This window comes from Alteromonas hispanica (assembly GCF_010500915.1).
GTDB classification, from domain to species: domain Bacteria; phylum Pseudomonadota; class Gammaproteobacteria; order Enterobacterales; family Alteromonadaceae; genus Alteromonas; species Alteromonas hispanica.
The window spans coordinates 536,006-550,973 of sequence record NZ_JAAAWP010000001.1 but is presented as its reverse complement, the minus strand read 5'-3'; the positions used below and the strand labels follow the sequence as shown (position 1 = coordinate 550,973).

Sequence of the window (14,968 nt, the reverse complement as noted above, 5' to 3'; positions counted from 1 at the left end):
GTTCTATGTGTTAATGCCAAGTGCTATGTGTAGGTGTTGTAGAGCTTTGTCGAGAGTTCGCAAAAGTAATCTCTCAGTTTTTGTGGAGCAATAATTTCAATGTTATCGCCTAAACCTCTTAAAAATGCTCTTAGTTTGTTGGTATCTTTTACTGTAGCAATTAGCAAAGATTTATCTTTGTGAGATGACTTGTTGATAGTTTGATCTTCAGAGAGTTTGTAACCATGAAGCAGAAACAGAGAGTTGTTTTTTACCAATAATTTTAGCTGAACTTCTTCTTTGCTCGTAGCCGTTAAGAACTGAACATTTTCAAGCTCTCCAAATGTTTGTTGGCAATCATCATCGGTTACGGTCACATTTCTTATAAATTGTAGAGGCAATGCATAGCGCCTTTTATGCAAAGTTCCAAAGGTACAAACAAACAGCTGCCTTCCGTCTTGTTTTACCAAGCCCATAGGGTTTACTCGGTCGTAGTGTTTCCAAACCGTTTCGTTACCACCACTGAATACGCGTTTTATATCTGCCGATATCTGTTTCTTGAAGAAGATGGCGCTTTTTATTTTTTCAAAACAAGAAGCATCAATTTCCGGTGCAATGAGGGGTTGAGACACTTGAGAGTCTGCAACCGATTTTAACCAGTTAGTGAGCAGTGAATCGCTATCTTGCTGCAAAATTTGCGTCGCTTTATCAAAGTAGGGTTGCATTTCAGTTAGGGTAGAATTGGGCAGCGTAGCTCCAGATTGTTCTAGCACTTTAAATGCTAGTGCGGTGTTTCCATCCATCAAGCTAAGGTTCAACTTTTTAAAGTTGGCGTTTATATACCAGCCATAGGGCTTTGAGCGCTTATCGACCTCTAGCCCAAATAAACCCACGTTTTCAAGATTGACGAGATCTCGTTGAATAGTGCGCATATCGATATGATGATGTCCACAATTTTGAAGATTCTCAAAAATTTGTCGGCTTGACACTTTACGAGGGGCCGTAGGCACAAACTGCAAGATATCGAGTTTTCGTTGAAATGCGCTCATAGTGAGAAAACAGGCTTTAAGGGTAACAGTGACGATAGCATAGTTACCATATGCGACAAAAACTGTCGCACTGGAACTTTAGCCTAGTGACATTCACTTTATCCGTAAGATAGTGAGTGTTGTGCCTGTCTTGATAGGTGCGTGCCAAGTTAGAAACCCTGTATTAAAGGTTCTTTACTCAAGCTAAGCGGGTAACTCATTGCATAAAAGTGATTGATTATGGTAACTTTCAAAAAAGTGATTATTTATAGTCACTTTTGAAGTAAGGTAAATTAACGAGTGCACTTTGGCTTCACACATTAGCTTCACATTTTAGCTCGACTATATAAAGGTGAGAAAGGTATGAATTGTATCTGTATAAAAATACAGTTAATCTAAACTAAGAATATAAATTGATTCTACTTTACGTCTTTACTCACTTTCTTTCTTACTAAAAGCAAGGTGCGGAAAAGACATTAAAACGCGAAGAAGGACGATATGGAAAAGGCTCTGCAGAGCGCGGCAGTAATAACCGGTGATATTGCGAATTCACAGTCTTTAAGTGAGGCCGACTTTGCGCATGTATTGAAAGTACTCACCGCCGCCCTTAAAGAGCAAACTGCGCTTTATGAAGGGGAATTTGACGTGTTTCGCGGAGATGCTTTTCAGGCTGTTATTCCCTCACCACAACACGCCATGCAGGTGGCGGTTTGTATAAGGCTTGCGTTGAAAGCCTGCAAACCCTCTATAAACGTTCGCATTAGCGTGGGGCTTGGTACCGTGAATTTTACTGGTGGTGAAGTTAAAACCGGCAATGGCGACGCTTTCGTACGCTCTGGCAGGGCGCTGGATAATCTGAAATCGCAATATTTAGCGTTTACGAGTAACTCTGAAGCTCTTAACAAACATGCTTCATTATTAACTGCATTTTTAGACAGCCACATTACAAGTCTAACTCAAACCCAAGCAGAAACCTTATTAGCCTACATTAGCGCAGAAGATAAAGGGCATGAGCAGATAGCAGTTAAACTGGGTAAAACCCGCAGTAACGTTACCCGTATTTTAAATGCCAGCGAATATCATTTGGTAAGCGATTATCTTTCTTATATGGCTGCAGAAGTTAATGAGAATAGTCGCTGATGGCAAGGTATGTCGCATGGTATCCAATAAGGTACCCCATAAGATACTCCACAAGGTATGCCACGACTTATGCCACGAGAAATACCCATATTGAACAACATGCAACAGAAGAACGGTTTGCGAACAAGCTGCTAAAAAAGCCGCTGCGGTTAACCGAATATAAAACGGATTTCTAAGAATGGAACACATTGGTATTTTAATCGGGCTATTGGTGGCTCACGTCATTGGCGATTTCTATCTTCAGCCTGCGAGCTGGGTAAACAGCCGAAATACTAAACACCTTCAATCGCCGGCACTGTATCTTCATGCTCTATTGCATGGCGTAGTGGCATTGCTGCTATTACTCATAATATCGTTTGTGTCGTATAAGCAGGCAGGGCAGTTGCCAAGCAAAGGCAGTATTCAGCAACTCACATCTTTGTCGATTGGCATAGGCCCGCTATGTATAGTGGCAATTGCTGTGTTATTCAGCCATTTCATAATTGATGCAATAAAGTCTTACGCAGGTTCTTCCACACTCGCGTTTGCAATAGATCAAGCAGCCCATGTCGCAGTTCTCGTATTATTGTGGGCGCTGTTGACCAATCAGTTTGACGCTTTAATAATCAGAATTTTCACCATTAACCATATTCACTTAGCTGTGTTCTTAGCGTATTTAGTAATTTTACAGCCCACCTCTATATTTATTAAGCAGCTGCTGTCGCCGTGGACAAAACAACTTGATGAACTGAATAAGCCAAAAGAAGCAGAGCACCTTGTTCAGCTTCCTATTCAAACAACATTAGCAATGGCTGGGCAACGTATTGGCTACTTAGAAAGGCTGCTTATGCTTACCTTTGTGCTGATGAACCAATTTGCCGCTATAGGTTTTTTAATTGCTGCTAAATCTATTTTTAGGTTTGGTAATTTAACTAAAAGTGAAGATAAAAAATTAACCGAATATGTATTGCTAGGAACATTTACAAGCGTTGCAATAACCATAGCAATAGGGCTTTTTACTCATTGGTATATCAGCACGCCCTAGTTAACTGTCAATTAGGTTGGATTTTAGTGCTGATTTAAAAATAACTGGATATATCAACAGTGGTTATCTACCATGTACCCCTATTTTTCACTTCTCTTTGCTAAAGCGTTTTAATGAAGTTATACATTGCAGAAAAGCCTAGCTTAGGGCGTGCAATTGCGGATGCGTTGCCCAAACCTCACAAAAAGCATCAAGGCTACATTGAAGTAGGAAATGGTGATGTTGTTACTTGGTGTATAGGGCATATTCTTGAACAAGCAGAGCCCGACAGCTACGATGAAAAATTCAAGAGGTGGCAGTTAGAACATTTACCTATCATTCCACAGCAATGGCAACTCAAGCCAAAATATAAAACAAAAAGCCAGCTAGCGGTTATTCGCAAATTAGTTAAACAATGTCAGCAGATAGTGCATGCAGGCGACCCTGATCGTGAAGGGCAACTGCTTGTTGACGAAGTTATCGATTTTTTAAACGTGGCGCAGCGAAAGCGCGATGCTATGCAGCGTTTGCTAGTAAGCGACTTAAATTTACCGGCAGTAAAGCGAGCATTAACGCAACTGAAGTCAAATAAACAATTTGTGCCCCTGTCAGTCTCAGCACTTGCCAGAAGCCGAGCCGACTGGTTATATGGTATTAACCTAACCCGGGCATATACTATTCAGGGCGGCAAAGTGGGCTACAAAGGTGTGCTTTCCGTTGGTCGTGTTCAAACCCCAATTCTTGGCTTAGTAGTAACCAGAGACAAGGAAATTAAACACTTCGTCTCCAAGCCTTTTTACGAGGTGAACGCTCATGTTCAAGTCCCTAACAATCAACGATTTATTGCAAAGTGGCAACCAAGCGACGCATGTAGCGCCTACATGGATGATGAAGGGCGCGTTCTCTCTAAAGCACTTGCAGAAAATGTCGTAGCAAGAATAACCAATCAAGCTGCAAAAATTGCCGATATAAAAAAGCAGCAAAAAAAGCTTAACGCTCCTTTGCCTTACAACCTGTCGTCGCTTCAAATAGATGCAGCTAAGCGGTTTTCATTAAACGCAAAGCTAGTGCTTGATGTATGCCAGTCGCTGTATGAAAAACATAAACTCATCACGTATCCACGCTCTGATTGTCGATATCTACCAAACGAACAATTTGCTTTGGCGAAATCGATTATCAACACGCTTTCAAACGCGCAAATGCCTTTTTCTGAAGATGCTAAAAAAGCCGACGCATCAATAAAGTCTAAAGCGTGGAATAATGCAAAGGTAGGGGCTCACCATGCCATTATTCCAACTGAAAAGTCGCCAGCAAACTCGTCGTTAAGCAGTTTAGAAAAAAACGTTTATGGGCTTATTGTGCGCCAGTACCTAGCGCAGTTTTATCCGGCTTTTATTTATCAACACACTCACATTGAATTGACTATTGCTGGTGGCAAATTTAACGCAACCGCCAATGTGACTGAGCAATTAGGCTGGAAGAAACTATTTGAGAAAGGGCCCGCTGCTAATACAAACACAGGCGAACAAAATAGTTTTGAGACCGATACTGGGAAACAAAGCAACAACGAGGGCGCATTTGCCCAAGTATTATCCAACCTTAAAAAAACAGACCTGCTGCACTGTGAAAAAGGAGAGCTTCTAGAAAAGTTTACCCAGCCGCCAAAGCATTTTACCGACGCCACGCTGCTTGCTGCAATGACGGGCATTAACCGTTTCGTAAAAGACGCGGCGCTTAAATCAATATTAAAAGACACAGACGGCTTAGGTACCGAAGCCACTCGTGCCGGCATTATCGAGTTATTATTTAAACGAGGCTTTTTGCAGCGTCAGGGAAAAGCAATAGTGGCTACCCCCGCTGGCGTAGGGTTAATTGAGGCGCTTCCTGAAATATGCACAACCCCAGACATGACAGCGAAGTGGGAGGCCACGTTAAATAGTATTGCCGAACAGCAAGCCAACTATAAAAGCTTTATGCAGCCGCTAGAAAGCACACTAAGCAGCCTTATTAGCGCAGCATCATCATCTTTGCCTACCTCACTTAAAGGGGTGAAAGCAGCGGGAAAGCCTGCCTACAAAAAGCGAAAACGAACTAAGAAGGCTGAAGTTGGAAGCAAAAATAGAGGACAGGCGAAATAGGCAAACTATCACAGGCTGTTGAAACGCTTGAATAGGTCTGACATAACAAGACTTTACCGCACATTCGTGATAATACTATCTTCACTATTTTGCACTTTTCATTTAGGTAGATAAAAATGAAATCCCGGCTGATAAAAATAATAAGTTTCTTAATTGTGCTGGTTGTTGTTCTTGGTGTAGGCCTTTATGTGAATACGCTAATGAGTTTTAAAGACAGCCAACTAATTGTAGATAGCCCGCTGCCAGAGGCGCCCATCGATAGAGAATCTGCTGTAGCAAGGTTCGCTAAATCTATTCAGTTTAAGACGGTCTCTTATGACGACCCATCTCGCCTTAATGCAGAGGCCTTTTTGGGGCTACACAAGCACATTCAAAACAGTTTTCCCTTAATTCATGAGAAAGCAGAGCATTACACAATGAGTGAGTACAGCCTTGTTTATCATTTAAAAGGTAGCGATGCTTCGCTGCAGCCTGTGCTTTTTATGGGGCATACAGACGTGGTGCCGGTAGATGAAGGCACCGCTGAGCAATGGGAGCAGCAGCCATTTAGTGGCGCCGTAGTCGATGATACGGTTTGGGGACGGGGCACCATTGATGACAAGGTAACAGTAATGGCGTTGCTTGAAGCCATGGAAACGCACTTAAAAAATGGTTTTGCACCTAAGCGCAGTATTTACTTTGCGTTCGGTCACGATGAGGAGATAGGCGGCAAACAGGGAGCTGCAAAAATTGCGGAGCACTTTAAACAGCAAGGGTTAAGCTTTGAGTTTGTTCTTGATGAGGGTGGCGCTATAACGCAAGGCGTAATGACAGGTATAGAGCAACCCGTTGCCATTATCGGTGTGGCCGAAAAAGGGTTCGTTAATTTACGGTTGACCGTGTCGTCTGAGGGGGGCCATTCTTCTCAACCGCCAAACCATACAGCGGCAGGTATTCTAAGCCAGGCTATCGTCAATATAGAGAATAATCAGTTCGACACCGATTTATCTCACAGTTACAACACCTTTTCTCATGTGGCGGCTTATGCGCCTTTTTCACTTCAGCTTCCTATGGCAAACCTATGGCTGTTCTCGCCAATTGTAGAGCAAACAATGCTGGCATCGCCAAGCAGTGCTGCGGGCATTCGCACCTCTATAGCGGCTACAATGCTTGAGGGCAGCAGTAAGTCTAATATATTACCAACAGTAGCGAGTGCCGTAGTGAATGTGCGTATTTTACCTGGCGACACTATTGCTAGTGTTAAACAGCACATTACTGAGGCAATAAACGATCCTCGCGTAAAAGTTGAAACTTTTATGGAAAACGAGCCTTCTCAAGTGTCACCTACAGACAGTTTGGGGTATCGCTTGATTGAGTCCAACATTCGCCGTATGGATGACAGTATTTTAGTTGCCCCTTACCTGGTAATGGGAGGCACAGACTCTAAGCACTTTTATGAGCTATCAGATAACGTGTATAGATTTATGATGGTGAGACTGGACAAGCAAAGCTTAAAACGTTTCCATGGCGTGAATGAGCAGCTTGCGGTTGATGATTATATAAAAGCGGTAAGTTATTTTTACAGTATGATTGAAGACGCCGGCACAAAGTAATCCAAGCCGGCGTGCTAATGAGATTGTCTAAAACAGTATTTAAAAATCGTATCTACTACTTCAAGTACGCATTCAAGGTACCAAGTATTCTCGCGAGTGACTCATCATCAAGGCAGAATATAACCCGCATGCTAAATGACGATATCGTAATTAAAAACTGCACTTCCATTGCTAAGCTATGCTGCCATGGAAGGCCGTCAAAACTGGCTTTATCAGGCTGAAAAAGTAAAGGCATGTTGAGGTTTGTGGTTAGCTTAAGTTGCTCCGAAAGTCCTGAAAGACAAGCCCCTGCAAGAATATTAGAAAGTTCTAAAATAATTTCTTGAATATCCTCCTCGCTTAACGGCTGGTCATAATCCATCAGCGCGCCAATTTCAGAGAGGCCAGAATAGGAAATGATCGATATTACCTCGCCGTGGATGTCGCGCATAAACGATTGTCGAGTGTAAGAGAGGTCGCCGGTTTCAAACAGCAAGTCGTACAGCTGATTTGGGGTTACGGCAGAAATTTCGGGAATGGAAATATCAATTCTTGTATCTAGCATAACCGCTAGAGAGTTAGCGGCCTGGCCCATTGAGATGTTCAATAGCTCTTGGAGTACATCCCTTTGCTCTTCATTCAACTGTGATGACGTGTTCATAAATACCCTAACTCAGTGAGAACGTTCACCAAATCTTCTTTTTTGAGTGGTTTTCGAAGAAAGTATTTAGCCCCAAGCTCCTTTACCACCCGTTGTTTCTCTGGTTGAAAGTCAGCACTTATTACCACCACATTCGGCATTTCTGGTAGTGTTTGAAGTCGCTCGAGAACGTCAATGCCATCGAGTTTCGGCATTGTAAGATCAAGTAAAACAAGGCTGTATGTGTTATCTGCAAGCAAACTTACTGCTTCTTGCCCGTTTGTCACTTCAGTTACCGCAAAATCGACCTCTAAAGGAAGTGAGCGAACAACGTTTCGTCTTGCTAGTTTAGAGTCATCGGCAATTAGTACAGATAACGACATGTAAATCCTCCGTGAGCAGGGAAAATACCTCTTCAGTACATTTTATTCTGTTGAAGAAACTTTGTACATCATAATACGACATATATGACATTTAAGTATATTAAACTTTAAATTAATACAAAAGTGGATACAACTTTAGTTTTAGTCACTTTTAACCTAGACGCGATTTAGCGAAATCGCAATTTATGCTCGGGCTAAAAATAAGATTTAGTGGGGTTAAATTCTACTTTAAAATTCGACAGCGCCCGCATCATCAATACGCTCTAATCTTAATCTCAAGCTTCTCGTATCACGTAACACAATTATCCGTCGTTCTCCTTGGGAGATTGCTATTTATATTTATGGTCTGGCTGATGGTCTTAACTAATACTTGAGTAATTTGCTAGGGTATTTACCTGAGTAAAACACTCGGGTATTATTACGACTAATCGCGGGTGTTAATTACCAACAGCTAAATTGAAGTAACGTTATCGGGGAGAAAATGCGAAATTTAACGTCAGAAACAGTTACCCACGTCCACCATTGGAATGAGTCATTATTTTCAATTAAAACAACACGAAGCCCAAATTACACCTTTGAAAACGGGCAGTTTGTTATGCTGGGTCTGGAAATTGATAATAAGCCGCTGATGCGTGCCTACAGTATCGCGAGTGCAAATTATGAAGATGAGCTTGAGTTTTTCAGCATTAAAGTGCCAGACGGAGCCCTTACCTCTCGGCTGAAAGATATAAAAGTGGGCGAACAGCTGCTTCTATCTACCCGTCCAGCAGGTACCCTGGTGGCTGATTTCTTGATAGAGGGTAAAAACCTTTATTTACTGGCAACGGGAACGGGCCTTGCGCCTTTCATGTCGATCATAAAAGACCCTGACATTTATGAAAGGTACGAACATGTGATCTTAGTGCACAGCGTGCGCGAGAAAAGCGAGCTTGCTTATCAAGATCAGATTTGCAACGAATTGCCTAACAACGAGTACTTTGGTGATTTAGTGTCCGAAAAGCTTCTATATTTTCCTATCGTCACAAGAGAGCCGTTTAGAAGTAGCCTTCATCAGCGCCGTTTAACTGAATTACTGAAGAGCGGAGAGCTGTGTAAGTACTTCAATTTGCCAGAGTTAAATACCGAGGACGACAGGTTTATGCTGTGTGGAAACCAATCTATGTTAGATGACACTATGTCTATCCTGTCTGACTTCGGCTTCAAGAAAGCCACGTCTCGAGAGAAAGGTCACTTTGTTATCGAGCACGCGTTCTTAGAATAACCGCTGTGATACAAGCGGTGTTCTTTTTGTCACAAGGCTTCAGTTAAGGTAAACAAATCGTATTGTGGTAGCGGTACGACATAGGCATACTGCTTATTCAAATAGAATAATGAGGAATGTTTATGAAAGCCGTTACCACCGCTTTTTCTGCGCTTGCCATGCTTGCGCTTAGCCCCACTACCCACGCTCAAGAGCCGGTCACTATTTCAGCTGAATTAGAGCAAAAAGTGATTGAATGGCGTCGCGACCTGCATCAACATCCTGAATTAAGTAACCGAGAATTTCGCACATCAAAAGTGCTTGCAGAACATTTAAATGCGCTTGGAATGGAGGTAGAGACAGGCGTTGCCCATACGGGCGTTATCGGCGTGCTCGAGGGAGCGAACCCAGGCCCTGTTATCGCTATGCGAGCCGACATGGACGCTTTACCCGTTGTCGAAAAGGCAGATGTGCCGTTTAAGTCTACCGCTGTCTCTGAATATCGAGGTGAAGAAGTTGGTGTTATGCATGCCTGTGGACATGACCTTCATATGTCTATGTTGATGGGAGCAGCAGAAAAGCTCGCGAGCATGAAAGATGAGCTTAACGGCACTGTGGTATTTATATTCCAGCCTGCTGAAGAAGGAGCGCCTAAAGGTGAAGAGGGCGGTGCCGAGCTAATGCTAAAAGAGGGCTTATTTGAGCGATATAAGCCAGAGGCTGTTTTTGGTATTCACGTATGGTCTGCAGGAACTGCAGGGCATATAGGTTACAGAGAGGGGCCATTGATGGCTTCTTCAGACCGATTTGAAATAACTGTAAAAGGCCAGCAAACTCATGGCTCAAGACCTTGGGGCGGTGTCGACCCCATAGTGGCGGCGGGCCAAATCATCAGCAACACACAAACCATTATAAGCCGGCAGGTAGACATAACCAAAGCGCCTGCTGTGGTAAGCTTTGGTATTGTCGATGGTGGTATTCGCAACAATATTATCCCTGATGAAGTTTATTTAGAGGGTACCATCCGCAATTTCGACATGGGTAACCGCGCTCAAATTTTTGAAAATTTGACTACAACAGCTGAAATGACCGCTAAAGCCACAGGTGCAGAAGCTCATGTGCATATTGATGAAGGATACCCAGTAACAATAAATAATGTGGCGCTTACTCGTCAGATGCTGCCTACAATGGAGCGTGTCGCGGGTAAAGAAAACGTGCACGTTAATGATTTGGTGACTGGCGCAGAAGACTTTTCGTTTTTTGCTCTTGATGTCCCTGGGTTGTTCGTTTTCTTAGGTGTAACGCCAGAAGGACAGGATGCGAAAACAGCGCCAAGTAATCACTCTCCTTATTTTTATGCTGACGAGTCATCTTTGAAAGTGGGGACTGAGTTGTACGTAAATTGGGCTTTGGATTACAGCAATCTATAGGGCATGTTGAACTTTGCTTTACAGCAAAGAGCCACATGCCTTTTGTGCGTTAGCTAATTACATTGGTTGCCTAAAAATCAGTACAAAAGGGAAAATGCTGCTGGCAGAATGCCGCAGCATTTTTGTTCATTAGAGCATTCTTATTATTTTCATGGTTTTATTGTTTGACGCAAGTGGTCTGCTCTTTATTAAATTTTGAGACAAAGGAGAATTACCAACTATACTAACGAAGTGGGCGAGGATTATACGTCTACATTGCAGTAATGAATAAGCATAAGGACGTAGAATGGCTAGAGAAAGCGACTTTAGTACTTCGTCGAGAGTTTCGTCAAGCAAAGCTACATCAGATAAAGCTACATCAGATAAAGCTTCATTAAGAAAGGCGTCGTCAGAAACGGTGCAATCATTAACAGCCCGCGAGGCTGCAGAGTCACATTTCCTTCAACTCATCAGTTCACTCCCTAAAGTATCCGTTCAAGGTTATGACAAACATCGCCGAGTTATCTACTGGAATACGTCTAGTGAAGATATCTATGGTTATTCTGCAAAAGAAGCACTAGGGCAGCGTCTTGAAGACTTAATCATTCCTGAATTTATGAGAAACGACGTAATTTCTTTTCATAACAAATGGATTGTAGAAGGAGTGCCCATTCCTAGCGGCGAGTTAGCCCTCATTCGAAAAGATGGCCAAACGGTTAATGTATTTTCATCTCACGTTATGTTGAAAGAGGGGAGCGACAGCCCTGAAATGTTTTGTGTCGATATTGATTTAAGCGATCAACACGCCGTTCGCGCAGAGCTTGAAAAAATAGCAACGACAGATTTATTAACAGGTCTACCTAACCGGCGTCACCTGGAATTAAAACTCAAAAGTCGTATTGAAGAGGCTAGTTCGGCGTCGGCAGCGATGGCGGTGTTTTTTATCGACCTTGATATGTTTAAAGATATTAACGATACACTCGGTCATACGTGGGGTGATAAGCTACTGACGGCATTTGCAGAAAGGTTGCAAGAATGTGTTGGGGATGCATTTTTCGTTGCTCGTTTCGGTGGCGATGAGTTTGTAGTTGTAAGCAACTTGATTGACGAAAAATGCTCTATATCGAGCATGGCTGAGCGCATTGTTGATTGTTGCAAAGAGAGTTTTCCATTGGGTGCTGAAAATGTTTTTGTTACCTCTAGTGTTGGCGTAAGCCTTTTTCCAGAAGATGGAAAAGAAGTTGAGACACTGCTTAAAAATGCCGACGCGGCCATGTATGAAGCAAAAGACAGCGGAAGAAATCGCTACAGTATTTTTAGCAAAGACTTAAGCTTATTTCTTCATAAACAGAGGAATATAGCCTCTCGGCTTCGGGCTTCTATTCAAAAAAATGAGTTTACGCTGCTTTATCAACCTCAAATAGATTTGCGAAATGGAAGTATCATATCTTGTGAGGCATTGCTCAGATGGACACCTGAAGTAGCAGAACACAGTGCACCACCAGATGTATTTATTCCCATTGCAGAGCGAACTGATCTCATTATCTCTATTGGCAGGTGGGTGCTTGAAGAGGCCTGTCGGCAAGCAAGGCATTGGCGAAACAAAGGAATAGAGATATGTATTCACATCAATGTGTCTAGTAGTGAATTAGAGCAAGACGATTTTTTTGAGCGTTTAACAAAGTGTCGAGAAAAGTATGACCTACCACCTAGTGCAATAGGATTAGAGTTAACCGAAAATATATTGATCAAATCAGACGAGCAGGTACTTGATGGTTTACAAAAGCAACGTGCATTGGGCGTTGAAATCTCAATTGATGATTTTGGCACAGGGTATTCTTCGCTTAGCTATTTAAAGCGATTTCCTGTAAGTCACTTGAAAATTGACCGCAGTTTTCTTGAAAACGCGCCGGAAAGCGAATATGACGGCGCGCTGATGGAAGCTATCGTAAACCTTGGCCGCAAGCTCAACCTACAAATTGTTGTAGAAGGTATAGAAACTCAATCGCAGCTTACTTATTGCCAAAACGTGGGAATAGAGTGCGCACAAGGTTACCTTTTTGCCAAACCATTACCTGCCAAAGATATTGAAACAAGGCTGTTGGAGCAGGGCTAGTTGTTTATACAGTCGTTTCAATTTGTGCGCACAGGCTTGCTCAGAGAGGTGCATGTTATGGTGTATGTTACGCACACAAGCTAAAGAATAAATGGCATTAATAAACCGTCCATAAAGCGGGTTTTGAGAAGTAATAGCCCTGCTGGTGAATAATATCTAAATTATTCAACGCCACTGATTCAGCCTCATGTTCTACTTTTTCAGCAATCACTTTAATATTTAAACTACGCGCAATATTAAGCAAACTGCTTACAAAAAGCTGGTTGTCTTTATTGGTATGAATACTTTCAGTTAACCGACCTGACAGCTTCACATAGGCGGGTTGTATAGCGCGAAGTCCTGACAGAGAGGCAAAGTTGTCACCAAAATGCTCTACTGTAATTCTGCAACCCAGTTGGGTTATACGCTTGCATAGCGCCACAGCCTCTTCGTTATAGTGAATCAATGCAGCGTCTTGAACTTCAAAAACGATTCGATGACAGAGACTTTCGTGCTCAGACAATTGCTTTATTAACCACTCACGAAACTCCGAGTTGGCTATAGATGCGTTAGACAGGTTGATACCTACTTGGTGAGCAGTCACCTTGAGTTTTTTAAATACAATGCTAGTAACTAACTTGTCTACTTCAGGAATAAGGTCTAATCGCTCGGAAGCTGGGATCAGCTGAGACATAGGAATGATGTCGTTGGTTTGCTTGTCTTTAAAACGTGCAAAAGTCTCGTAGTAAGAGGGTGTATTGCGCTCTAAATTCATTATCGGTTGAATTAAAATATCGGCATACTGCTGAGAAACTACGTAATTTAAGCGCTCTCTCCACTTGGCATTGCTGTGGACTTCGGCAATATCGGAGGCAAATTGCCAGCCTTGAGGCCTCTTTGTTGCAGCCATCAATGCACTGTCTGCACTTTCCATGATCTCTTTTAGTGACATGCTGTTAGTAAAGCGCGCCACACCTATCCATGCTGCTTTGCTTCCGTCGCGAAGAGGATTTATGGTAGTAAAGCCTTTACTCATAATCGCGAGGTTTTCTTCGTGAACGTCTTTGGGCTGCACATCACTCAGGATAGCAAAGTCGCCGCCAGATATTCTAAATACAAAAGCACCGGTAAACTGCTCTTGGCTTGCCTTTTTGATGATGTCGGCAACGCTGCATACGTAATTGTCACCCGCCAACATGCCTAACTTATGATTGATATTAGTAAGTTGGGCAAGGCGCACTAGGGTAATTGCATATTCCTTCGGGCTTGAAATGCCCCCAATTAGCGCCTTCATATGTCTATCGAAAGCATTTCTATTGGCAATTTTTGTGAGAGTATCTCTACTTGCCACCGATTTGAATTGCTCAGCCTGGCGAGTCAACTCTTTAAATTTATTTTCAAGGGAAAGAGATAGATTGTTTACGGCGCTTACGAGATAAAGAAAGTCCTTGGTAGACGTTTCTATCGAAGAAGGACTAAAGTCATTGTTCTGAAGTTCATTCAATTTTTTGGTTACTTTACCCACTGATCTAACAGCGCGTTTACTTGTGAGTACAACCACAATCGCCGCTAAAATATAGAGAACAACACATAGCGCGCAGATTTTTAAAAGCTGTCGCCATAAATTTACATAGTGGCTATTTGGGCTGCTTTTCACCTTAACTACATTTTGTGTCGTGGGAATTTCAACTTGAGACGAAGAGTCAGAAAGCTCCACAACCGAAGCTAGTAAACTTACACCTTGAGCACTGTTTGAAGTGCGTTTTTCAATGAGCACGCTTCCATTATCGTTTTCAACACTTATGTGAGTAACGTCTTTATTTAAAAATGCTGCATCTACAATACTCTCCAGCAGTGACTTATTATTCCACTGACTTTCATTGAAGCTGGACAATTGAGCATTTAATCGAGTCGCTGTTTCTTTTGATAAGGTTTCGGTAGATTGGATAGCCTGCGCTTTTGTTTGTTCAATTTCCAGAAAGCTTGCACCGGCACCTACCATCAGAATAAGAACCAAAAGGCCTAAATTTATTTGAGTAGATAACTTCATTTTTGTTTGTTAACTCCCTATTTAACGGCTGCTCCATAGCGTTCACAGACTCAATATGCAAGAAGCTACTGACATTTTACCTACAGCTAATTTGTTTTGTAGGTAATCATTTTTAGCGACAGCTTGGTATCACGTTTACTTAAGCTCAGCCAGCAATAACCCTTGTCGCTTCAAAGGTGAGCCGCTTATCTCATTGATTCTGTTACCATGATACCAGCAAGTCTCAATATCAGGTAGTTTAATTAATGTTCAGTAGCCATTGATAAAGCCTCGTACGTTTTATACACACCCC

General features: G+C 42.4%; 11 protein-coding genes. 7 read left to right on the top strand and 4 right to left on the bottom strand.

All coding sequences use genetic code 11. The features are described from left to right. Window positions 1–23: 23 nt before the first annotated feature. Window positions 24–1,028, bottom strand: coding sequence for a helix-turn-helix transcriptional regulator (locus tag GTW09_RS02300; RefSeq protein WP_163109728.1), 1,005 nt, complete (start codon window positions 1,026–1,028; stop codon window positions 24–26). Between the two features lie 477 nt (window positions 1,029–1,505). Between GTW09_RS02300 and GTW09_RS02295 the strand changes: the two genes are divergently transcribed. The 4 genes from GTW09_RS02295 (at window position 1,506) to GTW09_RS02280 (ending at window position 6,880) form a co-directional block, all read left to right on the top strand. Further along, the gene (locus GTW09_RS02295) at window positions 1,506–2,147 is read left to right on the top strand and encodes a hypothetical protein (protein WP_163109726.1); all 642 of its coding nucleotides are present in this window, start codon (window positions 1,506–1,508) and stop codon (window positions 2,145–2,147) included. Window positions 2,148–2,325: 178 nt separating this feature from the next. Continuing rightward, window positions 2,326–3,171, top strand: a complete 846-nt coding sequence (locus GTW09_RS02290; protein ID WP_163109724.1) for a DUF3307 domain-containing protein — start codon at window positions 2,326–2,328, stop codon at window positions 3,169–3,171. Window positions 3,172–3,284: 113 nt separating this feature from the next. Continuing rightward, entirely contained in the window at window positions 3,285–5,288 is a 2,004-nt protein-coding gene (locus GTW09_RS02285) for a DNA topoisomerase III (RefSeq protein WP_163109722.1), read from the top strand. 116 nt (window positions 5,289–5,404) lie between these two features. Further along, window positions 5,405–6,880 (top strand): M20 family peptidase, encoded by a 1,476-nt coding sequence (locus GTW09_RS02280; RefSeq protein ID WP_163109720.1) that lies wholly within the window; start codon window positions 5,405–5,407, stop codon window positions 6,878–6,880. A 55-nt stretch (window positions 6,881–6,935) separates the two neighbouring features. On the opposite strand, the gene GTW09_RS02275 is transcribed toward GTW09_RS02280, so the two are convergent. Continuing rightward, window positions 6,936–7,520, bottom strand: a complete 585-nt coding sequence (locus GTW09_RS02275) for a chemotaxis protein CheC (protein ID WP_071979253.1) — start codon at window positions 7,518–7,520, stop codon at window positions 6,936–6,938. After that, complete coding sequence (locus GTW09_RS02270) at window positions 7,517–7,882, bottom strand: response regulator (RefSeq protein WP_071979252.1); 366 nt, start codon at window positions 7,880–7,882, stop codon at window positions 7,517–7,519. Before GTW09_RS02270 ends, GTW09_RS02275 begins: the two co-directional genes overlap by 4 nt. Window positions 7,883–8,363: 481 nt before the next feature. On the opposite strand from GTW09_RS02270, the gene GTW09_RS02265 reads away from it, so the two are divergent. The 3 genes from GTW09_RS02265 to GTW09_RS02255 all read left to right on the top strand — a co-directional run bounded on the left by GTW09_RS02265 (window position 8,364) and on the right by GTW09_RS02255 (window position 12,647). Next, entirely contained in the window at window positions 8,364–9,143 is a 780-nt protein-coding gene (locus GTW09_RS02265) for a ferredoxin--NADP reductase (RefSeq protein ID WP_163109718.1), read from the top strand. A 116-nt stretch (window positions 9,144–9,259) separates the two neighbouring features. Next, window positions 9,260–10,552, top strand: a complete 1,293-nt coding sequence (locus tag GTW09_RS02260; protein ID WP_420809534.1) for an amidohydrolase — start codon at window positions 9,260–9,262, stop codon at window positions 10,550–10,552. 286 nt (window positions 10,553–10,838) lie between these two features. Then, window positions 10,839–12,647 carry a putative bifunctional diguanylate cyclase/phosphodiesterase gene (locus GTW09_RS02255; protein WP_163109715.1) on the top strand — a complete coding sequence of 603 codons (1,809 nt, stop codon included), beginning with the start codon at window positions 10,839–10,841 and terminating at the stop codon, window positions 12,645–12,647. Between the two features lie 97 nt (window positions 12,648–12,744). On the opposite strand, the gene GTW09_RS02250 is transcribed toward GTW09_RS02255, so the two are convergent. Further along, window positions 12,745–14,676: an EAL domain-containing protein gene (locus tag GTW09_RS02250; protein ID WP_163109712.1), complete on the bottom strand. Its 1,932-nt coding sequence runs from the start codon at window positions 14,674–14,676 to the stop codon at window positions 12,745–12,747. Window positions 14,677–14,968 lie beyond the last annotated feature (292 nt).

What these genes read in the sequence shown, in the direction of transcription:
- GTW09_RS02300 (WP_163109728.1), bottom strand. Translation starts at nt 1,028, where the DNA reads ATGAGCGCATTTCAACGAAAACTCGATATCTTGCAGTTTGTGCCTACG.
- GTW09_RS02295 (WP_163109726.1), top strand. Translation starts at nt 1,506, where the DNA reads ATGGAAAAGGCTCTGCAGAGCGCGGCAGTAATAACCGGTGATATTGCG.
- GTW09_RS02290 (WP_163109724.1), top strand. Translation starts at nt 2,326, where the DNA reads ATGGAACACATTGGTATTTTAATCGGGCTATTGGTGGCTCACGTCATT.
- GTW09_RS02285 (WP_163109722.1), top strand. Translation starts at nt 3,285, where the DNA reads ATGAAGTTATACATTGCAGAAAAGCCTAGCTTAGGGCGTGCAATTGCG.
- GTW09_RS02280 (WP_163109720.1), top strand. Translation starts at nt 5,405, where the DNA reads ATGAAATCCCGGCTGATAAAAATAATAAGTTTCTTAATTGTGCTGGTT.
- GTW09_RS02275 (WP_071979253.1), bottom strand. Translation starts at nt 7,520, where the DNA reads ATGAACACGTCATCACAGTTGAATGAAGAGCAAAGGGATGTACTCCAA.
- GTW09_RS02270 (WP_071979252.1), bottom strand. Translation starts at nt 7,882, where the DNA reads ATGTCGTTATCTGTACTAATTGCCGATGACTCTAAACTAGCAAGACGA.
- GTW09_RS02265 (WP_163109718.1), top strand. Translation starts at nt 8,364, where the DNA reads ATGCGAAATTTAACGTCAGAAACAGTTACCCACGTCCACCATTGGAAT.
- GTW09_RS02260 (WP_420809534.1), top strand. Translation starts at nt 9,260, where the DNA reads ATGTTTATGAAAGCCGTTACCACCGCTTTTTCTGCGCTTGCCATGCTT.
- GTW09_RS02255 (WP_163109715.1), top strand. Translation starts at nt 10,839, where the DNA reads ATGGCTAGAGAAAGCGACTTTAGTACTTCGTCGAGAGTTTCGTCAAGC.
- GTW09_RS02250 (WP_163109712.1), bottom strand. Translation starts at nt 14,676, where the DNA reads ATGAAGTTATCTACTCAAATAAATTTAGGCCTTTTGGTTCTTATTCTG.